The organism is Microbispora sp. KK1-11 (genome assembly GCF_006874435.1).
In the GTDB taxonomy this organism is placed as follows: domain Bacteria; phylum Actinomycetota; class Actinomycetes; order Streptosporangiales; family Streptosporangiaceae; genus Microbispora; species Microbispora catharanthi.
The window spans coordinates 47971-72909 of sequence record NZ_VIRJ01000018.1 but is presented as its reverse complement, the minus strand read 5'-3'; the positions used below and the strand labels follow the sequence as shown (position 1 = coordinate 72909).

The 24939-nt window shown below is 74.5% G+C and carries 6 protein-coding genes; 2 read left to right on the top strand and 4 right to left on the bottom strand.

The features are described 5' to 3' along the window. Positions 1–5 precede the first annotated feature (5 nt). Positions 6–206, top strand: coding sequence for a ferredoxin (locus FLW16_RS24530; RefSeq protein WP_142562477.1), 201 nt, complete (start codon positions 6–8; stop codon positions 204–206). A 185-nt stretch (positions 207–391) separates the two neighbouring features. Then, complete coding sequence (locus FLW16_RS24525; RefSeq protein WP_142562476.1) at positions 392–1066, top strand: Crp/Fnr family transcriptional regulator; 675 nt, start codon at positions 392–394, stop codon at positions 1064–1066. 160 nt (positions 1067–1226) lie between these two features. On the opposite strand, the gene FLW16_RS24520 is transcribed toward FLW16_RS24525, so the two are convergent. Genes FLW16_RS24520 through FLW16_RS24505 form a run of 4 tightly spaced genes read right to left on the bottom strand, consistent with a single transcriptional unit; the run spans position 1227 to position 24887 of the window. Continuing rightward, entirely contained in the window at positions 1227–2459 is a 1233-nt protein-coding gene (locus FLW16_RS24520) for a beta-ketoacyl synthase N-terminal-like domain-containing protein (RefSeq protein WP_142562475.1), read from the bottom strand. A gap of 27 nt (positions 2460–2486) precedes the next feature. Then, the gene (locus FLW16_RS24515; RefSeq protein WP_142562474.1) at positions 2487–2726 is read right to left on the bottom strand and encodes a phosphopantetheine-binding protein; all 240 of its coding nucleotides are present in this window, start codon (positions 2724–2726) and stop codon (positions 2487–2489) included. A 16-nt stretch (positions 2727–2742) separates the two neighbouring features. Then, positions 2743–3984 carry a hydroxymethylglutaryl-CoA synthase family protein gene (locus FLW16_RS24510; RefSeq protein ID WP_142562473.1) on the bottom strand — a complete coding sequence of 414 codons (1242 nt, stop codon included), beginning with the start codon at positions 3982–3984 and terminating at the stop codon, positions 2743–2745. Next, positions 3981–24887, bottom strand: coding sequence for an SDR family NAD(P)-dependent oxidoreductase (locus tag FLW16_RS24505; RefSeq protein ID WP_142562472.1), 20907 nt, complete (start codon positions 24885–24887; stop codon positions 3981–3983). Before FLW16_RS24505 ends, FLW16_RS24510 begins: the two co-directional genes overlap by 4 nt. Positions 24888–24939: the final 52 nt, after the last annotated feature.

Here is a 24939-nt window from a genome sequence, read left to right as displayed (position 1 = left end):
GAAGCATGCGTGTCAGCGTCGACACCGGCCGATGTTGCGGGGCGGGGACCTGCGTCCTCGTCGCGCCCCGCGTCTTCGACCAGACCGACGACGAGGGCATGGTCGTCCTGGTGGACCCGTGCCCTCCGCGGGAGTTGTGGAACGACGTGCGGGAGGCGGCGGTCGCGTGTCCCCGCAGCGCCATCGACGTCGACGACGAGGAATGAGGGGCAGGGCCTTCCCTGCCCCTCATCGCGTCTGGGATGTGCCGGCTCGGCGCCTGCGACCACCTCTGAACTCCGACCAGCCTATATAGGCACGACATTACGCACGATAATCGTACTTTTCAGATTAAGCATGCTTCGCTTAAAATCTAGGCGGATCATGAGGCGTTCACGTCATTGGGGGGTGTATGCGTCGGGCATCCGGCTCTTTACAGGTTGGCGAGCGGCTTCGCGCCCTCTGTTATACCGCTTCCGATCACACATCTGTCGTCAGACTCAACCGCAACGAGCACTTATACGTCTGCGGTGAGCAGGCGAGTCATCTGTACATCATCATCAGCGGCCGGTTGAAGACGGTCAGCGTCTCGCGCTCCGGCAAGGAGTGCCTGCTGGGCATCCACACCCACGGCGACCTGCTGGGCGAGTCGTGCCTCCTGGGCGGCAGGCGGGGCGAGACGGTGACCGCGATGACCCCGGCCACCCTGCGCAAGATCCCCCGGGCGAACTTCCTGTCCGCACTGGCGGACGACGGCCTGCTCGAGGACTTCCTGTGCTACCTGGCCCATCGCCTGACCGAGCAGCAGCAGGTGATCACGAGTCTGGTCACGGCGGACAGCGAGGAGCGCCTGGCGCACACCCTGCTGCGCCTGGCCCGCAAACTGGGCACCCCCCGCGCCGGGAAACTCTGCATCAACGACAAGATCACCCAGGAGGAGTTGTCCGGCATGGTGGGCACCACCCGCTCCCGGGTGGGCTACTTCCTCAAGCGCTTCCGCGACAGCGGTCTGATCGAGACCCGGCCGGACGCCTTCCTGGCGGTGGACGAGGAACGGCTGGGCGACTACATGGAAGCGATTTCCTGAAGTTTCAACGAACATCGTTCGGTGCAATAGGACGGCCGGGGCGGTTTTCCGCGCCCGGCCGTCGGCCTTTCTTCCGGGGTGAACGATTTCGAATGTCAGGAATACGACTCCTCATCGGGGGTAGAACCGTTTCCTTTTGAGCCGCCGGCGCCGGCCGCGATCATGCGGGCAGGCGGAACACCACGCTGCCGTTGAATCCGCCGAAGCCGAAGCCGTTCGAGAGGGCGACCCCGATATCGGCGCGGATCCCGCCGGTGGCCGGCGCGAACCGGAGGCCGGGGTCGGCGGGGTGCTCGAGCCCCGGGTTGGGGTGGACGAACCCGCCCCGCATCTGCACGACGGTCGCCACCGCCTCGACCACCCCCGCCGCCGCCAGGCAGTGGCCGGTGAGGGCCTTGGTGGAGTTCACCCAGGCCCCGCCCGCCGCCTCGCCGAGCACCTGCCGCAGCGCCTCCGCCTCCGCCGCGTCCCCTAGTGGGGCTCCGGTGCCGTGCGCGTTCACGTACGACACCTCGCCGGGCGAGACGCCGGCCCGCCTCATCGCCCGGGTCATCGTGGCCGCCTCGGCCTTGCCGTCGGGCTCGGTGAGGCTGCTCGCGGCCAGTCGCAGGTCCCATCCGGCCAGCTCGGCGAGCACCTCGGCGCGCCGCGCCCGCGCGGACCGCCGCGACTCCAGCACCACGCACGCGGCGCCCTGGCCGTACGCGAAACCGCCGTGGGTCTCGTCGAAGGGCGGCCCCGCGGGCCCGGGGGCCATCGCGCCGACGTTGAGCAGGGCCCGCTCCTCGACGGCGGACAGGTCGGTGAGTGCGCCGACGACGAGGCACACGTCGGCCTCTCCGATGGCGACGAGGCGAGCGCCGTGCACGAGGCCGGCGTTGCCGCTCGCCGAGGCCGCGCCCACGGTGCAGCCCTCTCCCGTGATCCCGAGCAGCTGGCTGATCGTGCCGACGTGGTCGGTGTCGAGGAGCCGCAGCGCCGCACGCGGGGGCAGGTGGGCCGGCCGGTTCGCATACCGGTCGTGCAGGCCCGTCAGGTGGCGGCCGGTCAGGTTGCTCCCGGCGACCACGAGCCCCACGCGGTCGCCCGGCACGGCGCCGGTGTGCAGGCCCGCCCCGACCCACGCCTCTGCCGCCACGCCCACGGCGGCGCGCAGCGGCAGCGGGGCCCGCCGGGTGAGCCGCTCGGCGGAGCGCCGCAGCCCGTCGGGCGCGCCCGCGGGCAGGACGGGCAGCGCGTCGCGCACCTCCTCGTCCAGCAGGGCGGCCGGGGGGCCGCCGTCCGGGCGTGGGCGCACGCCCCTCCGTCCCTCCCGCAGCGCCCGCTCGAACGCGCCGACGTCGCCCGCGATCGCACAGACCACGCCGACGCCCGTGACGGTCACCGTCTCCATAGGAGCGCCTCCATCAGAGCGCGCCGGTCACGCGTGTTTCCGCAGCAGTTCGACGAGCTCCCCGACCGGCGCGCCCTGGCGGAACTCCGAAAGCGGCACCTCGATCATGAGCTCCTCCATGACTCCGGTGACGATGTCGGCCCGGTCCACGCTGTTGCAGCCGAGGTCGGCGAGGCTGCGGTCGGGCGTGATCTCAGCCGGATCGATCTCCGGGACCACCGCCACCGTCTGCCGCCGGATCGACTCGAGGATCGCGACGTCGTCCATGCACCCCTCACTCCCTTCAGATCCACTCGTATCGGCGGTGGTGGTCCTCCACCGCGCGCAGGGCCAGCATCGGGCGCCGGTCGGCGCACCGGTCCAGCAGGTGCTCGTAGGCGGACACGTCCACCTTGCGGTCGCGCTCGGGCACCAGGCAGCGCATGTTCTCCGGCAGCACCTCCAGATATTCGGAGAAGGTCAGCTCGGCCCTGGCCGACAGCCGTCCGGCGATGTCCATGGCCGCGACCTCCTCGGCCGACCTCTGGTCGGCCACGCCGCTGAAGAACTCCGACGAGCAGCCCGAGCCGTAGGAGAACAGGCCGACACGCAGCGGCGCGGCGGGCCGCACGGTGTCGAGCGCGCCTGCCAGGGCGAGATAGAGCGAGCCGGAGAAGAGGTTGCCGACCTCACCGGGATAGGCCAGCGACGGGCCCACCCGCCGCTCGAAGTCCGCCTCGATCTCGGCCGGGGTCGCCGCGGTGAACTCGCGCAGCAGCTTGCGGTGCCCGGCCTTGACCATCCCCGCGAACGGCGTGTGCAGCGCCAGCAGGTCGAACGTCGTCATCAGGTCGACGTCCTCGACCCGCGCGCGGTAGTCGGCGAAGCTCTCCCGCAGGCACTCCAGGTAGGCGAGCAGCGACCGGTCCACGTCCGCGATGTCGTACGCCGGGGAGGGCCGGGCGGTGTCGAGCGTCTCGAAGCTGTAGAGGCCGAAGGCCCCGGGGTCGAGGGCGAGCACCCGAGGGTCGTCGCCGACCAGCATGGCGACCGCGCCGCTGCCGGTGGCCGGCTCGGCGTACTCCGCCCGTTCGTCGGCGAGCGCGACGTCGGTGGCGATCACCAGCGCGCGGGCGCCCGGCGAGACGCCCGACGCGACGTAGGAGGCGGCCAGGCGCAGCGCGGCGGTCGCCGAGTAGCACGCCTGCTTGACCTCGAGCAGCCGGCAGTGCCGGCCGAGGCCGAGGTGCTCGTGCACGTACGACGCGACCGACTTGCTGTAGTCGACCCCCGACTCGGTGGCCGTGATGAGGAACTCGACGCTGTCGCGTTCCTCCTCGCCGAGCCGCTCGAGCAGCGGGGCGGCGGCATTGACCGCGTTGGTCACCGGGTCCTCGAACGGCAGCGCCACCGCGCGGCGCGCCATCATGAGGTTGCCGAACCTGCCGGTGTCGAGCCCCCGCCCGGCGAACAGCTCGGCGACCTGCACGCACGCCACGCCGCCGTACACGTTGAGGGACTCGATGCCGGTGAGCCGTTCTGTCATCGTCGGCCCTGCCCTTCCTCGATCGATGCGGTCCGCCCCACATCGCCGGGGCGCTCGTCACCGGCTCCGAGGCGGAGGAAGCCGGCCAGTGCGCGGTTCACCTCGTCCGGGTGGGTGACGCAGGGGAAGTGACCCGCGTCGGGGATCTCGACGTACCGGGCGTCGGGAATGAGTCCGTGCAGCAGATGCGCGGTCTTGAGCGGGATGACCGAGTCGTGGCGGCCCTGGACGATCAGCGTCGGCACCGAGATGCCCGGCAGCCGGCCCAGCAGGTCGGGCTCGGCCGCGAAGACGTCGAGGTAGCGCAGGCCGATCCTCGGGTCCATGCTCTCGCAGCGCAGCAGCGCCGCCTCCAGGTCGTCCCGCTGCTCAAGGATCCGGGCGGACCCCGATCCGGCGATGATGTGGTCGAGATCCTCGGCCACCACGCGTTCCAGCCGGTTGACGGCCCCGGCGCGGTTGGCGTACTTGTACGACCCGCAGATGATCGACAAGGACGCGGTGGCCTCGGGGTGCCGCAACGCGAAGTTCTGCGCCAGCAGGCTGCCGAACGACGCGCCCGCGACGTGGACCGGGAACTCCACCCCGAGTCCGCGCAGCACGTCGTGATGCAGGGCGGTGATGCCGTCGAGGCTGATGTCGCCGTCCGCGGTGGTGGCGCCGACGCCGGGGTGGTGGATCACCACGACCCGGCACCGCCCGGCAAGGTCGCGGAACTGCCGGGCGAACACCCCCGCCCCCATGTTGAACGGATGCATCAGCAGCAGCGTCGGCCCCTCGCCCGCGCTCAGCACCTCGACCTGTCCGCCGCCGTACGGCACGAGCGTGCGCCGGACGGCGGGAGCGGCCTCCCGGACCGCCGCCCAGTTCTGGTCGGCAGGGCGGTAGCCCTCGCGCAGCACGTCCTGGATGTCGGACGGCACCTCCCCGGCGGGACGGTAGGCGGCGCGGGCGGCGTCGAGGGCCGTGACCGGCTCCTCGGCCGTCATCAGGCGCGGCACCTCCGCGGCGGAGCCGAACAGCCCGGTCAGCCGTTCGGCGACGACGTCGATCTCGGCCTTGCCGTACCCCAGGGGGACGGCCAGCCGGACCAGCCGGTCGCCCGCGAGGTGCGGCCCGCCGCGCACGCCGGTCTCGCGGAACATCCAGGCGAGGAACGACGGCACCGGATGGGGCAGGCCGGCGAGGCGGTCCATACGGGACAGGTCGAGCAGCAGGCAGTGCCCGCCGGGGGGGCCGGCGAGCGGCACGCCCGCGGCGTCGAGCCGCCGCCACAGCGTCCGCACGCCGAGCATCCGCTGACGCACCAGCTTCAGCACGCCCTCGCGGTCGGCGAGGGCCAGGGACAGCGCGCGGCGGTCGAGCAGGCTGAGACCGGGCCCGCGCAGCTCGGCCTCCTCTCGCAGCCGCGCCGCCACCTCGGGCAGGCGGGTCGCCACCAGGCCGCCCGCGTGGACCCCGAAATCCTTGGTGGCGCTCATCGTGACGACGTCCGCCGCGGCGAGCAGGTCGCGCACCACGTCCCACACTCCGCGGCCCTGGTGTCCCGGCTCGTGCTCCACCACGAACACGGCGTTCTCCACCACGCGGGTCGCGTCGACGACCAGCGGCACGCCGTGCGCCCCGGCACGCTCCCGCACCTGACGGAGATTGGCGGCCGACACCGGTGCGCCGCCCCCGGCGTTGCCGGTCAGCTCGACGGCGACGAAGGCGGTCTCCCCGGCCTCCAGCGCCTTGTCCAGTGCGGCGAGGTCCAGGTCGCCGCCGAAAGGACCTTCGGAAGCGGACGGCACCGGGACGGGGTCGAAGCCGTTGTCGGCCAGGTTGAACAGCAGGGTCGGGAAGAGCCCGTTGTGCGGCACGGCGCCGCGCCGTCCCGGCCACGACCGGCACAGCAGCGCCTCGGCCGCCCGGCCGGACGGCGCCGCGACGACCGTGTCGAACGGCAGCCAGGGCGGGGTGAGCTCGTCGCCCGCGCCGGGCTCGGCGGCCCGGCGGACCAGTTCCCCGGCCCGCCGCACCACCGCCTCGTCCGTACGCTCGGCCCACGAATCGGTGACCAGGTCGAACTCGACGGCCCCGGACGGCAGCCGCAGCGGGTTGTGCCCGTGGGCCGCCAGCAGCGCCTCCCGCTCCCCGGCCGCGGTGGCCACCGGGCCGGCGTCCTGCCGCCCGCCGGGGCCGGAGGAGGCGGTGACAGCGGCGGGGCCGTCGGAGGGGGCGGGTGGGGTGACGGCGGCGGGCATGGCCGGGTCGGCGATCATCAAGATGACGTCGGCGACCGGGGTCCGCGGGCCGTCGGCGGGCTGGCAGAGGTAGAGGGGCGCGTTCACGGGCCGGAACTTGTTCTTGAACTGGAAGTTGCCGGTGCCGAAGATGCCCGCGCCGCGCAGCTCCTCCAGGCCCTGTTCGACCTCGGGCGCGGCGTTCGGCGAATCGCACACCTTGGCCCCGAAGCTCGCGCCGAAGCTGAACAGCGTGCACCCCTCGGCCACGAGCACGTCGATGATCTTCACGATGGCGTACTCGAGGCCGCCCAGCGGGCCGTCGGCGGGGTAGAACTCCACGTCCAGCAGGTAACCGTTCTCCGACGGGATGCGGGTCACGACCACCGCGTTCACGAGGGCGTCGTCCAGGTAGGTCAGGAAGACCCGGTGCCGCTCGTTCAGCAGGCCCTCGCGGATCTCCTCGCGGACCCTGCGGACGTAAGGGTTGGTCATCCGCTTGCCGCCGGCCCAGCGGTCCACCAGCTCGGCCAGCCGGCGGTCCGTCGCGGGGTCGGAGCCCGAGCGGTACTCCACCGTGCGGCAGGAGCCGCTGCGTTCGAACCGCTGGACCATGTAGCGCAGCCGGCTCATCCGGCCGCCCTTCAGCGTGAACCTGCTCAGGTCCTCCAGGCGCTGCACCGCGCCGAACGGCGTGGCGGTCAGGCGGTGGCCTCCCGCCTCCTCCAGCCGCCGCAGCGACAGGAAGCTGGCCCTGAGGCCGTGGCCGCGCGCGTACTCCAGATATTCGGCCACGAGCTCGGTGAAGTACTCGTCCGAGCCGACGTAGCTCCAGGAGAAGAGGTCGTCGTCACGGCGCGAGAACGTGAAGAATCCCTGGCGCGACGAGCCGAGGAACAGCAACGGCGCGATGTCCCGGCCCGCGAGGCCGGTCTCCTTGGCGTACCGCCGCTCCAGGTCGGCCACCAGGTCGCGCAGGCCGGGCCGCTCGGCGACGGCGGCACGCGAGACGATCAGCGGCACGCCCTCCCCCTCGGCCGATGCCCCGGCGGCCCGTGCCTCGCTGCTCCCGATGGCGGCCTCGGGCGCGCCCATGGCGTCGCGCCCGGTGTGGGTAGGGGCGTCGCCGGAGGCGGCCAGCGAGGCGACGGCGGCGGCCCCGAAGGTGTCCTGCAGCCAGTGGGCCAGCTCGGCGAGCGTGGGCCGGTCGAACAGCAGTGACTTGCGCAGGCCGCCGAGCCGCTTCTCCAGAGCGCTGATCACGCGCAGCATGTCGAACGACGTGAGCCCGTTGTGCTCGAAGCTCCGCGCCGGGTCCAGCGGCCGCCGGATGACGCCCTCCACGAGGTCGCGCACCGCCCGCTCGGCAGCCGCCCCGCCGTCGCCGTGCTCCGCGTCGTCCCCGCTCGTCGCGGAGGTGAGGACGGTGGCAGGTGCGGGGCCGGTCGGGGTATCCGGACCGGCGTCCCGGACGGTCGTCCGGGCGTCGGCCGCCCGCGTATCGCGTTCCCGCGCAGCGGTTCTCCGGACGGCGGGCTCGGGCCCGGGCCGGTCTCCGGACGGCGCGGTCAGCGACGTGATGTGCGCGGCGAGCGAGTCGACGCTGTCGTGCTCGTACATGTCTTCGGCCTTGAGCTCCAGGCCGTACGCCGCGCCGAGCATGCGGGCGAGGTCCATGCGGAAGATCGAGTCGAGACCCAGCTCCGCGAAGGGCCGGTCGCCCTCGATCTCCTCGGCCGGCATGGCGAGGATGCGCGCCAGGTGTTCCCTGATGCTCCGCGTCACCGGCGCCGCCGCCTCGGCCGTGACCTGGGCGGCGGCCGTGACGGCCACCGGCCGCGCGGCGGGCTCGCTCGGCTCGGGCCGGCCGTCGGCGGCGGGTGCCGCGCTGCGTATGGCGGGCTCGGCTCGTTCCGAGGGCCCGCCGGGCCGGGCGGGGTTCTCCTGTGCCCGCGCGGCGTCCGGCGGGGCGAGCCGCACCCGGGCCCGGCGGGCCGGCCGGAGCCCCATGCTGTGCCGTACGTGCTGATTCGGCTGCTGCACCGTAACCTCCGTGGTGACCTCCGGGGTGGGACGGGACTCCTCTGGGGTGAACCAGAACCTGGTCCGGCTGAACGGGAAGCTCGGCATCGGCAGCCTGCGCGGCGGCCGGGCACCGCCGCCCGCCCGCCGGGCCCTGTGGGCGGTCCAGTCGACGCGCGCCCCGGTGACCCAGGCGCGGGCCAGCGCGTCCAGGTCCTCCTCGGCGCAGGGGCCGGCGTTCCGCGCGGCGGTGCCGACATGGATCACGCCGTGGCGGCCGGGCGCCGTTTCCCCCGCCGCCGCGGCGCGCAGCGCCGACACGAGCTCCTCATGGCTCGCCGCCACCACGGCGAGCCGTTCGCGCAGTTCCTCCCGGCCCGCCTGCAGCGTGTACGCGACGCGCGCCGGCTCCAGGCCGGGCCGTTCGCCGAGGAAGGCCGCGAGCCGGGTCGCGTACGCGCGCAGCGCCTCGCGGGTCGGCGCGGACAGCACGAACAGCTCAGGTCCTGCCGGCGACGGCTCCGCCGCTTCCTCGGCGGGCGTCACCGCCCGCTCCAGCACGACGTGGGCGTTCGATCCGCCGAAACCGAACGAGCTCACCCCCGCGCGCCGGATCGGCCGCCCGTCCGGCCCGGGGGTCGCGGGCCAGGGCAGGCCGGTGTCGACCAGGTGGAGCGGCGTTCCGTCGAGCCGCAGGTAGGGGTTGACCTGTCGCCTGTGGAGGGTCGCGGGCAGTTCCCCGTGCTCCATCGCCAGCAGGACCTTGAGAACCCCGGCGATGCCTGCCGCCGCCTCCAGGTGGCCGATGTTCGTCTTGACCGAGCCGATGCCGGTATGCGGGGTCCGCGGCATCGGGCGGCCCCAGTCCTCGTACAACCGTGTGAACGCCTTCTTCAGGCCCTCGATCTCGATGGGATCGCCCAGGCGGGTGCCCGTCCCGTGCGCCTCGATGTAGGTGACCGTGGCCGGGTCGACGCCCGCCTCCCGATGCGCCCGGACGAGCACGTCGGCCTGCGCCTCCGGGTTGGGCGCGGTGAGCGACGCCGACCTGCCGCAGTGGTTGACGGCGGTGCCCCGCACCACCGCGTAAACGTGGTCGCCCTCGGCGAGCGCCCGATCGAGCGGCTTGAGCATCACGACGCCGACGCCCTCGCCGCGCACATAGCCGTCGGCCGCCGCGTCGAACGCCTTGCATCGTCCGTCCGGGCTGAGCATGCCCGACTGGGTGAAGGCGACGAACACGTCCGGGTTGAGCAGCACGTTCACGCCGCCGGCCAGGGCCGTCTCGCACTCCCCCGCCTGGATCGCGCGGACCGCGCGGTGGATGGCCACCAGGGCGCTGGAGCAGGCGGTGTCCACCGCCTCGCTCGGGCCGCGCAGGTCGAGCAGGTGCGAGACCCGGTTGGCGAGCACGGCGTGCGCGACACCGGTCGCCATGTGGGCCTGGACCGGCACGCCGTGCCGGGTGAGCAGGGCGTCGTAGTCGGAGGTCGCGACCCCGGCGAACAGCCCGGTCGCGGTTCCGGCCAGCTCCGAGGGCCGGTGCCCGGCATCCTCGATCGCCCGCCACGCGGCCTGCAGGAACAGTCGCTGCTGAGGGTCCATCAGCGCCGCCTCCGCGGGCGAGATGCCGAACAGCCCGGCGTCGAACGCCGCGACGTCGTCCAGGAAGCCGCCCTGCAGGTGCCGCGTCCGATCGTCCGCGCGAAGGTCGGCGCGATCGTCGGGCACCGGGCCCACGAGGTCGTCGCCGCGCACCAGGTGCCGCCAGAACTCGCTCAGGTCGGACGATCCGGGAAGCATCCCGGCCATGCCGACCACCGCCACCTCGACCGGCAGGCGCCCGTCGCGGGGTTCGCGTAGGCCGTCCCTGTCGCGCGCGCCGTCCGGCTTCTCCGGTCCCTCCGGCCGCTCGCCGCGGCGCGCCCCGTCGCGCGCGTCGCCGCGCATCGCCGCTCCCGGTTCCGGGGCCGGGGCCGGGGCCGGGGAGGCGTCCACTGTGGTGGGCTCGGCGGCGGCCGGGTGGTCCGTGCCCGCGTCGGCGGGCCGTTCCCGGCCGGCGTACCGGGCGGCGAGCGCGGCCCGGTGGTTGGCGTCGAGGTAGGCGGCGAAGCCGGTCAGCGTGGGGCACTCGAACAGGACGGTGGGCAGGAGGTCGAGCGTGTAGCGCTCGTTGACCTCGTTGATCAGCTCGGTGAGCGAGACCGAGTCGAAGCCCAGCTCCATCAGGTCGGCGTCCGGGTCGACCTCCGACTCGTCCACCAGCAGGAAGCGGGCGGCCACCGCGCGCAGGTCGCGCTCCACGTGAGCCGCGTACCCGTCGGCGTCCTGCCCGCCGCCTTCCCGCGAGGCGTGCGCGGGCGCCCCGCCGGAAGCCCCGCCGGAAGCCCCGCCGGAAGCCCCGCCGGAAGCCCCGCCGGAAGCCCCGTGCGCCGCGCGCGACGGCGTGTCCGCCGCCCGCGCGCCGGGGCCGCCGGCGGACTCGGCGACCGCCGGTTGGAAGACGACGAAGCTCGGCTCGCCGCCCGCGAGCGCCCGGCGGAACGCCTCCAGACCCGCGGGCGTGCTCAGCGGCGCGATGCCCCAATGACGGGCCATCAGGCGTTCCGTGGCCTCGTCCACGGCCATGCCACCCTCACGCCACAGCGGGTAGCCGATGGCGACCGTGCGTCCCGCGCGCCGCCCGGCCAGCCGTTCCCGCTCCCGATCGCGGGCGAACGCTTCGAGGAAGCCGTTCGCGTACGCGTAGTCCGCCTGGCCGAGGTTGCCCATCTCGGCCGTCGCCGAGGAGAACAGCACGAAGAAGTCGAGCGGGTCGTCCCTCGTCAGCGCGTCGAGGTGGAGCGTGCCATCGATCTTCGGGGCCAGTACTTCGGCGACCTCGCCGGGCGTCTTGAGCACGGCCCGGGCATCGCGAGTGACGCCCGCCGCGTGGACGAGGCCGTGGAGCCCGCCGAACTCCTCCCGCACCCGCTGGAGCAGGCGCTCGGCATCGGACCGTACGGCGATGTCGGCGGGCAGGTAGCGCACCCGCACGCCCTCGCGATCGAGGGCCCCGACGCGGGCACGACGCCTCTCGTCGAGTGGGGAGCGGCCGGTCAGGACCAGGTTGACCGGACCGTGCCCGGCCAGGAACTCGGCGACGAGCAGCCCGAGGGCGCCGGCTCCCCCGGTGATCAGGTAGGTGCCGCCGGGGCGCAGCGGAAGACCGGCGACGTCGGCGGGCGTGAAGTCCTCGAGCTCGCGGACGCGGCGTCCCGCGCCGTCGTACCGCACCTCGGTGACGCCGCCGGACTCGGCGCAGAGCTCCTCCGCCAGGAGGGCGGCGAGCCGTCCGCCGGGCGTGCCGGGATCGAACTCCACTCGGGCGGCCGTGAAGCGGGTGTGCTCCAGGGCGAGTGTCCGCAGGGACCCGGCCACGGCGGCGTACGCCGGGCGGATCAGCTCGGCGCCGCCCGCGTGCGCCACGACGGCGCGCAGCGAGGCTCCGCCGTTCCGCCCGAGGATCGAGACGGCTGTCCAGAACGGCGCGTGGAACCCCTCCCGCACGTCGGCCGACGCGTCGCGAGCTGCGGCGGCCGGTACGCGCAGGAACGCGTCGGGCAGCAGGCCGCGATCGGCGAGGTCGTCGATCAGCCGCCGGCAGTGGTCCGGGTCGCCGGGGACCAGCGTGTAGGTCCCGTCGTCGCGCCGCCCGTAGTCCGCTCCGGCGACCACGGACACACAGGTCACCCCGCGTCCCGCGAGCTCGCTCCCGACGGCCAGGCGCAGGGGCTCGTCCGCGAGGTCGAGCAGGGCCACGCGGGGCGGGCGACCCTGACGTGCCGGACCTTCCGGACGCCAGACCGGACGCAGATAACGGCAGTCACCAGCCCCCGTACCACCTGGGGCGGCCGTTGCGACGGCGGTGGCGGCGGAGCCGGCGCCCTGCGACCCGCCGCTGCCAGAGCCGCTGATCGGGCCGCTGATCGGGCCGGTGATCGGGCCACTGATCGGGCCGGTGCCCGCGGAGGCGGGCTGTGCGACCGGAGCGGCGGTCAGGCCGTCAATGGCCAGCAGGACGGCACCGTCGTCGTCGGCGAGCCGCAGGTCGAACCGGCGGCGTCCCCGATCGTCCGGGGCCTTCTCCGTGACGTGGACCCAGCACGCGGACGGCAGGGGGGCCTGGCACAGGGCCAGGTCGAGCCCGACGGGGACGTAGCCCGTCGCTCCCTCGACCAGCGCGGCGGCCGCCTGGAAGGCGCCGTCCAGGAGCGCGGCCTGACGCGCGGGTTCGCCGATGCCGCCGTCCCTGCCCGCCTCCTCCGCCATCGAGGACTCCACTGCCGAGGAGTCCGGCGCGGCGGGCGCGGCGATGCGGGCCAGGCACTCGCCCACGCCGACGCGCAGGGCGGAAACGACACGGAGCCCGGGCCCGTAGTCGAGCCCCGCCCGGCCGAGCTCGCGGTAGAAGCCCGCGACGTCGATCTCCCGGCCGCACCGAGACCGGATCGCGTCGAGTTCGAGCACCTGCGCGACGTCGCGCCGATCCGCCTCCGGTCGGGTGACGCCGTCACCGGCCGGGGCCGCGGCGGCGAGCGGGGCCAGCACGCCCTCGGCGTACGCGGCGCCGTCTGCGCCGGGTACGAGCACCCGGAACCGCCGGCCGTCCTCCTCCGGGAGGAAGCGGACCGAGACCTCCCGAATGCCGGATTCGAGGCTGATCGGCCGGTGCCAGCGCACGTCGCGCAGGGCTACGGCGGCGTCGGACAGGCCGGAGGCCGAGCGGACGAGTCCGAGGACCGCCGCACCCGGCAGCCAGCGCGCCCCGCCGACACGGTGATCGGTCAGGTGCGGCTCATCGCCGTTCAGCGGCAGGAGCGCCGTCTCCCCGGAGCCGGGCCCGGCCTCGCTCTGCGGCACGGACGTCACCGCGTCGCCGTAGGGCGCGGCGCCCGCCACGTCCTGGCCGGTCGCACCGGCCGCACCGGGCTCTGCGGGCACCACCGGCCCGTCCAGGTCGAGCCAGTAGCGACGGCGCTGGAAGGGATAGGTGGGAAACGACGCCCGCAGGGGCACGGGAGCGGGCCACAGCACGCGCCAGTCCACCTGTGCCCCGGCCACCCACGCGCGGGCGAGCCTGGGCAGGCTGCGCCCGGCCAGGAGCGCGGCCACGAACTCCGCGCCCTCGTCGCCGTCCAGCAACAGCCGGGTGTCGGCCCCCTCCGCCCTGCCGGTGACGACGTCGGGATGCGGCTCGCCCGACGCGTACGCCCGCAGACGCTCCGCGAGGCCCCGCCGATCGGTCGCCAGCACGGCCAGGCGCTCGGTCATCTCCTGGCGGCCGACCTGGCTGGTGTAGGCCAGCTCGCGCAGCGTGGCCTCGCACGCCGCGTCGTCGTCCACGAAGTCCGCCACCCGCGCCGCGTGCGCGCGCAGCCGTCCGGCGTCGCGGGCGGACAGCAGGAAGAGCTGCCGCTCTCCGTCGTCGGGCAGGCGGGGCCGGTTCTCCATGTGCTCCTCCACGATGACGTGCGCGTTCGCGCCGCCCGCGCCGAACGAGCTCACGCCGGCCCGTCGTGGAACGGCCCGCGGCCCGCCGCCGAGGTCGATCACCGGCCGCTTCCACTCCGTCGCGCGCGACGGCGGAAGGAACGGCGACCTCTCGAATTCGATCTTCGGGCTGAGGGTCTCGAGGTGGACGCAGGGCGCGATCGTGCCGTGGCGCATCTGGAGCAGCACCTTCGTCAGCCCGGCCACGCCCGCCGCGGCCTCCAGATGACCGATGTTCGCCTTGACCGAGCCGATCGCGCATCGGCCCGCGCCGCCGTCCGCGGCCACGCCGAACGCCCGGGTGAGGCCGGCGACCTCGATGGGGTCGCCCAGCTCGGTGCCGGTGCCGTGGGCCTCGACGTAGCTGATCGTCCGGGGATCGACCCCGGCCCGGCGCAGCGCCTCCGACACCAGCTCCGCCTGCGCGTTGGGGTTGGGGACGGTGAACCCGGCGGTCTTCCCCCCCGCGTTGACGGCGCTGCCGCGGATCACACCCCAGACCCGGTCGCCGTCGGCCAGGGCCCGGTCGAGCGGCTTCAGCAGCACGGCGCCGACGCCCTCACCGGGCACGTATCCGTCGGCGCGGGCGTCGAAGACCTTGCACGCGCCGTCGGCCGACAGCATGTTCATCGCGCACAGGGACACGTGGTGGTTGGGGTGCAGGATGAGGTTCACGCCGCCCGCGATCGCCATGCGGCACTCGCCCCGCCGGATGCTCTCCACCGCGAGGTGCACGGCGGTCAGCGAGGAGGAGCAGGCCGAGTCGACCGCGAAGCTGGGCCCGGACAGGTCAAAGAAGTACGAGACCCGGTTGGCCACCGACCAGTAGGCGGAGTGCGCCCCCGACAGGCGCCCCCGAGGCCACTGGGTCGCCCCCAGCTCGCCGTACGTGCCGTACATGATGCCGACGAACACGCCGGTGCGCGGTTCGCGGGTGTGCTCACCCAGGTAGCCCGCGTCTTCGAGCAGGTTCCAGGTCGTCTCGAGGAACAGCCGTTCCTGCGGGTCGATGTTCACCGCGTCGCGCGGCAGGATGCCGAAGAACCCGGCGTCGAACTGGGCGACGCCCTCGATGAAGCCGCCCCACCGGCTGTAGGTGCGCTGCGGCCGGCCGCGTCGCGGGTCGAAGTACGGGCGCCAGTCCCAGCGGTCGGCGGGCACCTCGGTGACGCAGTCGTTGCCCTCGGCCAGGTTGCGCCAGAAGGCGGCCAGGTCGGGCGAGCCCGGGTAGCGTCCGCTCACCCCGATGATCGCCACATCGACCGGCCGCGCCTCGTCTCCGCCGCCGTTCACACCGCCGGCGCGGACAGCCGCGGCCGTGGTGGACGTGGTGGACGTGGCGGCGGGAGGCGCGGCGGAGGCCACAAGCCCTTCGGACGAGTCGGAGAACTCGGTGGACTCGGAGGGCTCGGTGGACTCGGAGGGCTCGGTGGACTCGGAGGGCTCGGTGGACTCGGAGGCGAGCACGGCGCTCAGCCGCTCCCCGTGCTCCCGGGCGAGATATCGGGCCAGCTGCTCGATCGTGAGCTGCTCGAACAGCAGGGTCGACGGCAGCGGGCCGAGGTCGCGCTCGAACCGGTTGATGATGTTCAGGCTGATCAGCGAGTCGATGCCGAAGTTCTCGAACGTGGTGCGCTCGCCCAGATCCGCCTCACGGAACTTGAGCACCTCGGCGAAGACGCGCTTGACGTAGTCGCGGGCCTGCCGGTCGAGGCGCATACCCGTCGGCGCCGGGGCCCGCCCCACGCCGCCGTCCTGCCGAGCGTCCGCGATCGTCGAGGTCCCGGAGGTCTGCCGGCCTTCCTCGGTGGCGGGCGTCGCGGCCTCGATCCCGAACCTGGCCAGTCCGGCGGGCCCGGCCTTCACGACGAGAGCCTGTGGCACCCCGGCGGCGAGGATCCGCGTGAGCGCGGCCATGCCCTGGGCGGGCTCGACGGAGCCCACGTCGAGGTCGGCGAAGCGCCGCCGGTGCCGGTCGTCGGCGCCCATGCCGACGTCGCCCCAGTAGCCCCAGTTCACGACCGCAGCCGGGGCCGCCCCCGCCGCACGCAGGTGCAGGCCGTACGCGTCCTCGAAGGTCCCGGCCGCCGCGTAGGCCGCCTGCCCGGGGGTGTCCACGAACGTCGCGGCCGAGGAGAAGAGCACCAGGAAGCGGAGCGGCTCCCCGCGCAGCGCCTCGTGCAGGTTGACCAGTCCTGTCGTCTTCGGCGCCAGCGCCGCGAGGAAGGTCTCCTCGTCGAGGTTGGCGAGGATGCGGTCCGCCGCCACGGCGGCCGAGTGCACCGCGCCGTCGACGGGCCCGAACCGCTGCCGGACCCGCGCGACCGCGTCGCGCAGGGCGGCGGGATCGCAGACGTCCGCCCTCTCGTACACCGCCTCGCCGCCCAGGCCGGCGATCTCCGCGACGCGGCGCTCGATCTCCGCGTCCCGCTCGCGGCGGCCGATCCACGCCAGGCGGGCGCCGTAGGTGCGGGCGAGGTGGCGGCTCAGCTCGTAGCCGATGCCGCTCGCCCCGCCCACGACGAGGCACACCCCGCCGTTCGGAAACGGCAGGCCGGTGGCGGAAAGCCGGGCAGGGACGAGCGTGCGCGTCCAGCGGCGGTCTCCGCGGCGCACCACTATCGGCGCGCCCTCCGTTTCCGCCCGTACGGCACGCGCGGCCGCGTCGGGGTCGGGCACGTCGCCCAGGTCGACGCAGGTGACGGTCCACCGGGGGTATTCCGCGCCGAACGTGCGGGCCAGGCCGAGCAGCCCCGCAGCCTCCGCGCGTGCCGCCGCGTCGGCCGGCGCCGCCTTCACGTCGTCGAACGGCACCGCACCCGCCGTGACCACCGTCAGCGTCCCCCGGTCGGGGCGCTCCCCCGCGATGAGGGCCTTCATCAGCCGGAACAGGCCGAGCATGACGGGATGCCCGGAGGCGTCGCCGGGGCGCGTCCCGGCCAGGAAGTAGACCCGGTCGTACGGCGGGCCGAGCCGCGCCGGATCGAGTTCGGCCAGTGGCAGAGCCCGGGTGTGGCCGCCGTCGTGGAGCGCGAGCAGCGCGCGGGCGAGTGCGGCCGACTCCGCCGTGTGGACGATCAGCACCCGCCGCTCGCCGTCGGCGTCCGCGCCGGCGGGGACGCGCTCCCGGGGCCCGTCCTCCCGCCATCGCGGCACGTACAGCATGCCGTCCAGGGCGTCCGGCACCGGGCGTACGACGAGACCGGACAGCCGCACCAGGACGCGTCCGTCGCGATCGGCCACCTCGATGGTGAAGCGGTGCTCGCCGTCCCGCCTGACATGCGCGTACGCAGGTCCGGTCAGCGGCGCGAGGACGTCGATCAGGTCGGCGGAGAACGGCACGGCGGGGCCGGTCGCGCCGTCCGCGACGAGGGCGGCCGCCGTCTGCAGCGCGCCGTCGAGCAGCGCCGGATGCACGGTGAAGCGGTCCTCGCCCGGCCGGGGCGCGACCGGCGTGCCGTCCGCGGCGTTCGTGAGCGTGCCCAGTGCCTCCTCCGGGCCGAGGACGACCTCGCTGAGGGTGCGGAAGGCCGGGCCGTACTCGATTCCCGCGGCGGTGAAGGTCCCGTACAGCTCGTCCGCGGTCCGCCGCTCACGGCAGCGGGCCCGGATGCCGGCCAGGTCCAGGGTGTGGGCGGACCTGTTTCCCGGGGACACCCGGCCGGTGACGTACGGAGCGGCCGGGTCGCCGGCCGTCAGCGCGAACGTGCCGTCGGCGGCCAGCTCGACGTGGACGCGCCCGTCGTCCGCCCCGAGCGGACGCAGCCAGCGCACCGACGACAGCGTGAGGGGCGGCGTGGAGCCCTTCCGCGCGGCGGCGCCGGCCACGGCCTCCACGGCCGCGGCGGCGGGCAGGATCGGCTCGCCGTTCACCCGGTGATCGCGCAGCAGCCACGGCACGGCGAGCCCGAACGCGTCCTCCCGTGACCCCCCTTCCGGCGAGGCCTGCGCCGTGGCCTGCCGGGCGGGCCGGTCGGTGCGGGGGCCGCCGATCCAGTGCCGGTCGCGGGCGAACGGGTAGGCCGGGAGCGGCACGCGGCGGGGTCGCCTGCCGCGGTGACGGTCCGCCCAGTCGACGGCCTCCCCCCGGACGTAGGCCGCGGCCAGCCGCTCCGCCTCGTCTGCCGGTCCCTCTGCCGCTTCCTCGGCGGGCTCGGCGCCGTCCGGCGTGCCGATCAGGAAGGAGCCCGGCGCCCGGCCCTCGCGCAGGAGGGCGCGCAGCCGCTCCTCCAGCTCGGTCAGGTCGCGGGCGACGACGGCGGCGCGTTCGGGGAGGTGACGGCGGCCCACGGCCAACGTGTACGCGACGTCCTCCAGCGTGTACGACGCGGGCAGGGCGGCGACCGCGTCGGCCAGGTCGGCCAGCCGGCGGCGCAGCGCCTCGTCGGTCCGCCCGGAGACGGGCACGACGTGAGCCTTCTCCGGGGAGTTACCGTCCTCACGCCGCACCTGCCGCGGCGGCTCGGCGACCACGATGTGACAGTTCGTGCCGCTGAAGCCGAAGCTGCTCACGGTCGCGACCCGGCTGCCGGAGGGGCCCGGGTGCCAGTCGGTCAGCTCCCGCACGACGTAGAACGGGCCGCCGTCGAGGTCGATGTTGGGATTGGGCCCGTCGAAGTGGACGGCGGGCGGCAGCTTGCCGTGCCGCATCGCGAGGAGCACCTTGATGAGGCCGGCCACCCCGGCCGCCATCGTCGTGTGGCCGACGTTGGCCTTGACGGAGCCGATCCCGCAGAAGCCCGCCCGATCGGTGCCGGTCCTGAACGCCTGGCTGAGCGCCTTCACCTCGATCGGGTCGCCGAGCGGGGTGCCGGTGCCGTGCGCCTCGACGTATCCGATGTCGTCGGGGCGGACCCCGGCCCGGCGGTGCACGGCGGTGAGCAGGTCGGTCTGCGACGTGGCGCTGGGCGCGGTGATGCCGTTGGTCCTGCCGTCGCCGTTCACACCGGTCGCCCGGATGACACCGTGGATGTGGTCGCCGTCGGCCAGCGCTCGGTCGAGCCGCTTGAGGACGACCACGCCGACCCCCTCGCCGAGCACCGTGCCGTCCGCCGAGGCGGCGAAGGGGGCGCACCGGCCGGTCGGCGACAGCATGCCCACCTGGCTGCAGCGCACCTGGAGTTGTGGCGTCAGCATCAGGGCGACGCCTCCGGCGATCGCCGTCTCGCACTGCCCGGTGCGGATGCTCTCACAGGCCAGATGGACCGCGACCAGGGAGGAGGAGCACGCGGTGTCCACCGCCATCGTGGGACCGGTCAGGTCGAGCAGGTAGGAGACGCGGGCCGCGAGGATGGAAGGCGAGGTGCCGAGGAAGCCGTACCCGCTGTCGAGCACGCCCTCCTCCTGGAGCAGCCGCGCGTAGTCGCCCGCGCCCGAGCCCACGAACACCCCGCACCGCGGCGGCCGGCCCGAGCCGGGGGCGGCGTAGCCCGCGTCTTCCAGGGCCTTCCACGCCTCCTCCAGGAACAGCCGCTGCTGGGGGTCCATCGCCTCCGCCTCCAGCGGCGACACGCCGAAGAATCCCGCGTCGAACGCGTCGACGTCGTCGAGCATGGCCGCCCAGCGGCTGCACGACTTGCCGGGAACCGTACGGTCGGGGTCGTAGTAGGCGTCGGCGTCCCACCGGTCGCGGGGGATCTCCGTCACGGCGCAGCGCCCGGCCGCCAGATCGGCCCAGAAGGCGTCCAGGTCGGGCGCACCGGGGAAACGTCCCGACATTCCGATGACCGCGATGTCGTCCCCCCGCGGCCCGCCGTCCGGGATCGTCCCGCCAGGCTCGGTGCTCTTCGTCGCCTCACCGCCGTCGGAAGGCGCGCCGCCGTCGTGCGCCTCCACGGTCGTCTCCTCACCTGAAGACACTCCGTCGTCCGGTTCCGAAACGGCCGCGCCGGCCCTCGGCCGCGGAGGCCCCTCCAGGTCGTCCGCGTCCGCCCGCGTGCCACTCGCCGGGGCCTGCGGGGAGGGCTCGGTCGCCGCAGACGCGGCTGCGGGTCGCGCGGCGCACAGTTCGTGGACGAAGTCGGCGAGCCGCTCGACGGTCGGGTGGTCGTAGACGGCCACCGAGTCGAGTTCGACGCCGAAGCGCTCGCCGAGCTCCTGGCGCACCAGCTCCGCCGTGATCGAATCCACGCCCATGTCACTGAACGGAGTGCGCGGGTCGATCTCCTGCCTGGACACGTAGAGCTGCTCGCAGAGCGCGTCCTCGATGGCCTGGACGATCTCCTCACGCGGCACGCCCGCCGTCCCCTCGGGCGTCTCGTCGAACCGCGTCTCCTCGGGTGCCGGCTCCTCGGGCAGCGTCGCGTGGACGGCGAGCGGGCGCGGGCCGCCGGCCGCCACCGCTCGCCGGGCCGGATCGTCCTCGTACGCATCGGCATCGGCTTCGGCCGCACCGGCGGCGGGTGGGGAACCGGCGAGGGACACGAGGGTCTGCGGCGCTTCGGCCCCGCCGCGGCGCCAGTCGCCGAGCCAGCAGCGCTCCTCGGCGAAGGGATACCCGGGAAGCATGGGCACCCGCCGGGCGGGGCGGGGGTGGCACGCGGCCCAGGGCACGTCCGCGCCGCCGACCCAGGCCGCGGCCACCTCCGCCAATCTCCCGGCCCGGAAGAGCCGGACGGGATCGAAGCCCGCCGGGACGCCGCCACCGGTGGCCGGCTCAGGTGCCGGCCCGGTGGCCGGCTCGGTGGCCGATCCGGTCGCGGTTCCGGTCTCCGTCGGCGTCCACGACCGGACGCCGTCCCCGGGCTCGCCGTCCACGAAACGGGACAGCACCGTACGGATGTCCTCGAAATCGTCCGCCAGCACGGCCAGCCGTACGGGCATGGGGGTCCGGCCGACCTGGCTCGTGTACGCGAGGTCGGCGAGTTCGGGCAGCGGTTCCCCGTCGTCACCGGGACGCAGGAAGGAGAGGTAGGCGCGGGCGTACTCCCGCAGCGCGTCCCGCGTGCGGGCGGACAGGACGAACAGGTGCGGCCCCCTGCGGCGGGCACGGCGCGGCGGCCTGGGCGCCTCCTCCAGGATGACGTGGGCGTTCGAGCCTCCCGCGCCGAAGGCGCTCACGCCCGCCCGGCGAGGCCCGCCGCCCTCCGGCGCCGGCCACGGCTCCAGCCGCTGCTGCACGCGGAAGGGCGAGTTCGCGAAGTCGATGTGCGGGTTCGGCTCGGCGGAGTGCAGCGACGGCACCAGAACCGCGTGGCGCAGCTGGAGCAGCGCCTTGGTGACACCCGCGATGCCGGCGGCGCTCTCCAGATGGCCGATGTTCGACTTGACCGACCCGACGGAGCGGACGCCCGGCGCGAGCCCGGCGCCGGCGAACGCCTGCCGCAGGCCCTCGATCTCGATCGGGTCGCCGAGCGAGGTGCCGGTGCCGTGCGCCTCGACGTACCCCACGGTGCGGGGGTCGATCCCGGCCCGCCTGACGGCCTCGCCGATCACCTTCGCCTGCGCGGCCGGGCTGGGAACCGTGAAACCGCTGGTCCGGCCGCTGTGGTTGACCGCGCAGGCGCGGATGACCCCGTACACGTGGTCGCCGTCGGCGAGGGCCCGGTCGAGCGGCTTGAGCAGCACGGCCCCCGCGCCCTCGCCCGGCACGTAGCCGGTGCCGTCCCGGCCGAAGGCGCGGCAACGCCCGTCATCGGACAGGAACTGGCCCTGCGCGAGCTGGAGGTACTTCTGCGGGTGGACGCTCAGGTTGACCCCGCCCGCGAGCGCCAGGTCGCACTCGCCCCGGCGGAGGCTCTCGACCGCCAGGTGCAGCGCGGTGAGCGAGGACGAGCAGGCCGTGTCGAGGGCGACGCTCGGGCCGTGCAGGTCGAAGGTGTAGGACACGCGGTTGGCGATGGCCGAGTGCACCGCCATGGGCCGCACGCCGTCGTCGGCGGAGTCGAGGAGCTGGTAGTGGTTCCACATCACGCCGACGAACACCCCGACCGGCAGGCCGGAGAGCGCGGCCGGCGGGTAGCCCGCGTCCTCCAGGGCGTGCCAGCCGACTGTCAGGAACAGCCGCTCCTGGGGGTCCATCCGCTCGGCGTCGCGACGGGAGACGCCGAAGAACGCGTGGTCGAAGCGGTCGACGCCGTCGACGAAGCCGCCCCAGCGTCCGTACGTGCGGCCCGCCGTGCCCCGCCGCGCGTCGAAGATCTCCTCGTGGTCCCAGCGCTCGACCGGCACCTCCGTGACGCAGTCGCGCCCGCCCGCGAGGTTGCGCCAGAAGGCGCGCAGGTCCCGCGCCTGCGGATAGCGGCCGGCCATGCCGATGACGGCGATCGGCGTCGGCTCGTCCCGCCCGGCCCCCACCCGGCCGCCTACCGTGCCGGTGAGGTCTCCCGCCTCCCGTACGGCGCCGGACCGCGCGCCGCCCGGCAGGGACGTGCCGCGCTCTCCGGGCTCTTGGGGCTCTTGGGGCTCTCCGGGCTCGTGGGGCGCGACGGCGGGGACGGTCCGGCCGACGGCCACGCGGTCGCCGTACACCGCGGCGATCGCCACCTCGTCGTACGCCCCCGCCTCCTCGACCGTGCGCAGCCCCACCTCGGTGGGCATCGGAGCCAGCCCCGACGACGCGCGGGCCCGCTCCAGCACCTCGGGCGCGACGCGCATGCCTCCTTCGGCCCAGTAGGGCCAGCCGATCGCGAGCGTGCGCCCGGACCGGCCGGGCCGCTCCGCCCGCAGCCGGGCGAAGTGCTCGATGAAGGCGTTGCCGTACGCGTAGTCGCACTGGCCGGGGTTCGGCAGGGTCGCCGACAGCGAGGAGAACAGCACGAACATGTCCAGGTCGTCGTCCGCCGTCGCCCGGTCGAGGTTGACCGCGCCGTCGATCTTGGTCCGCAGGACCTCCGCCGACGCCGCCGGGTCCTTGGCGAAGAAGACCGCGTCGCGGACCACGCCGGCGCAGTGGAAGACGCCGTCGACGCGGCCGTACAGCGCGCGCACCTTGTCGAGGGCCGCCGCGGTCTGCGAGGCGTCGGCGATGTCGGCCCGGAGGTGGACGACCTCCGCGCCCGCCTCCTCCCAGGCCGCCATCCGGGTGGCCGTCTCGGCCCGCAGCGGCCCCCGGCCGAGCAGCGCCAGCCGGGCGCGCCAGCGCCGGGCGAGGTGACCGGCCAGCAGGGCGCCGATCCCGCCCGTGCCGCCCGCCAGCACGTAGACCCCGCCCTCGCGGAACGGCAGCGGCTCGCCGCCCGGCCGGGCCTGCGCGTACCTGCGGACGAACCGCTCGCCGTCGCGATACAGCGCCTCCCCGTGGGCGTCCGCTCCGGCGGCGGCCTCGGTGAGGATCGCGGCGGCGACGGCCTCGACGTCGTCCTCGTCGGCGTCCACCTCCACCCGGCGGCAGCGCAGCGCCGGGACCTCGGCCGACAGGGTGCGGGCCAGCGCCCCGACCGCCGCGTCCTCGGGCCGCGCCGCCCCGTCCGGGGCCGCGTGGACGTACAGCACATCGACCGGCTCGGCGACGCGGTGATCGGCCAGCGCGGCGGCCAGTGCCCAGACGGCGTGATAGGGCCCGGTCCGATCCGCCGTCTCCGCACCGGCGAGATGCGCGGTGCCGCCGGGATCGGCGACGACGGCATAGGTCCTCGGCGCGGCGGCGGTCCTGGACAGCTCGCCGAGCAGCAGGCGTGCCTGGTCCCGGTCGCCCGGACGCATCGCGCAGGTGTCGCGGTCGATCACGGCGAACGCCTCTCCCGCCGTCACGTGCACGACCCGTCCGCCCGCGCCGGCGATCCCGTCGCGCAGCGCGTCGGCCAGGTCCGCGGTCCCCCCGACGAGGACGAGGTCACCGGGTTCACGAGGCTCGTCAGGCTCATCGCGCTCACCGGTCCGTGCGGCGGGAGATGCCGCCCACACCGGAGCCAGGCACGTCATCTCGGCCTCGCCGGGCGCGGCGGCCGGGGGTTCGGCCGTCCGCGCGACGCCGTCCTCGCCTCGGGTCCGCGCCACGGGCCCGTACGTGTCCACCAGGTGGCGGGCGAGGCTGTCGATGTCGCTGAACTCGAACAGCAGTGTGGGGTAGAGCTTGCTGCCGACGAGCCCCTCCAGGTCGCGGCTGATGCGCAGCATCGCGACCGAGTCGAGCCCGAGCTCGTAGAACCCGGCATCGGTCCGGACGTCGGCGGGATCCACGCCGAGCAGCCCGGCGATCAGCTCCCGCAGGCGCCCGGCCATCTCGCCGGCCGGGTCGCCCGTCCCGCCGGGCCGATCAGCATGATCGGTCTCGCCGTCCGCCGGTGTCACGTCCCGCGGGTCCGGGCGGCCGGCCGGCGCGCTCTCCCGCGCCGGCGCCCCGACGTCGCCGCCCACCAGCTTGGTGATCAGCTCGGGATGGCGGATCCGCTTGCAGGTGAGCTTGCGGAACTCCGCGACGAGCAGCCCCTCCTCGTCGTACAGGAAGCAGTCGTTGTGGACCACGTCGCCCGAGGGCGCGAACTCCTCTGGCGAGGGCACGTGGACGTGGCAGCGGCCGCGCAGCGGCCGGGGTGCGCGGAAACGCTCGATGAAGACCGGGATGAACGGGTCGCCCGGCGACGGCCGCTGGCCGTAGGCCACGATGGAGGCCGCGTCGAGCGCCGCCGGGTGCAGGTGGAAGCCCTTCTCGTGGCCGGGGCGCGCGCTCTCCAGGTCCAGCTCGGCCAGCAGCTCGCCGTCCCCCTGGAACAGCGGGCCCCGGCAGCGCATGGGGGCGCCGTGCTCGATCCGCTCGCCGCGGGCCTGCGCGTACAGCTCGGCGATGTCGCGGCGGGCCGTGGCCCTCGCCCTGACGGCGTCGAGGTCGAGCCGTCCGGGCTCGGGACCGTCGGTGAAGCGGAGCTCGGCCGAGAAGTTCCGCCGCCAGGACGAGTCGTCGCCGCCCGCCGGGCGGCTCTCCCCGGTCACCTGGCGGACGCCGTCCTCCTCGGGGCCGACGAGTACGCGGATCTCCCGGTCGAGGCCGTCGGCCGTGGCGACCGCCTCGGTGAACAGTACGTTGCGCAGCTCCGCGCGCCGGTGGTCGAACCCTTTGGCGATGAGGATGCGGTAGACGATGTCGAGGAAGGTCACTCCCGGCATCACCGACACACCGTGCACCCGGTGGTTCTGCATGATGAAGTCGGCGTGCCGCAGCGACAGGCGACACTCGATATCGGGCATCGAAGCGTTCCTCTCCTCGGTGTGCTCAGAGCGCGCGTGACATCGCGGGGAT

Coding starts and splice junctions, on each gene's coding strand:
- FLW16_RS24530 (WP_142562477.1), top strand. CDS start 6: ATGCGTGTCAGCGTCGACACCGGCCGATGTTGCGGGGCGGGGACCTGC.
- FLW16_RS24525 (WP_142562476.1), top strand. CDS start 392: ATGCGTCGGGCATCCGGCTCTTTACAGGTTGGCGAGCGGCTTCGCGCC.
- FLW16_RS24520 (WP_142562475.1), bottom strand. CDS start 2,459: ATGGAGACGGTGACCGTCACGGGCGTCGGCGTGGTCTGTGCGATCGCG.
- FLW16_RS24510 (WP_142562473.1), bottom strand. CDS start 3,984: ATGACAGAACGGCTCACCGGCATCGAGTCCCTCAACGTGTACGGCGGC.
- FLW16_RS24505 (WP_142562472.1), bottom strand. CDS start 24,887: ATGCCCGATATCGAGTGTCGCCTGTCGCTGCGGCACGCCGACTTCATC.
- FLW16_RS24515 (WP_142562474.1), bottom strand. CDS start 2,726: ATGGACGACGTCGCGATCCTCGAGTCGATCCGGCGGCAGACGGTGGCG.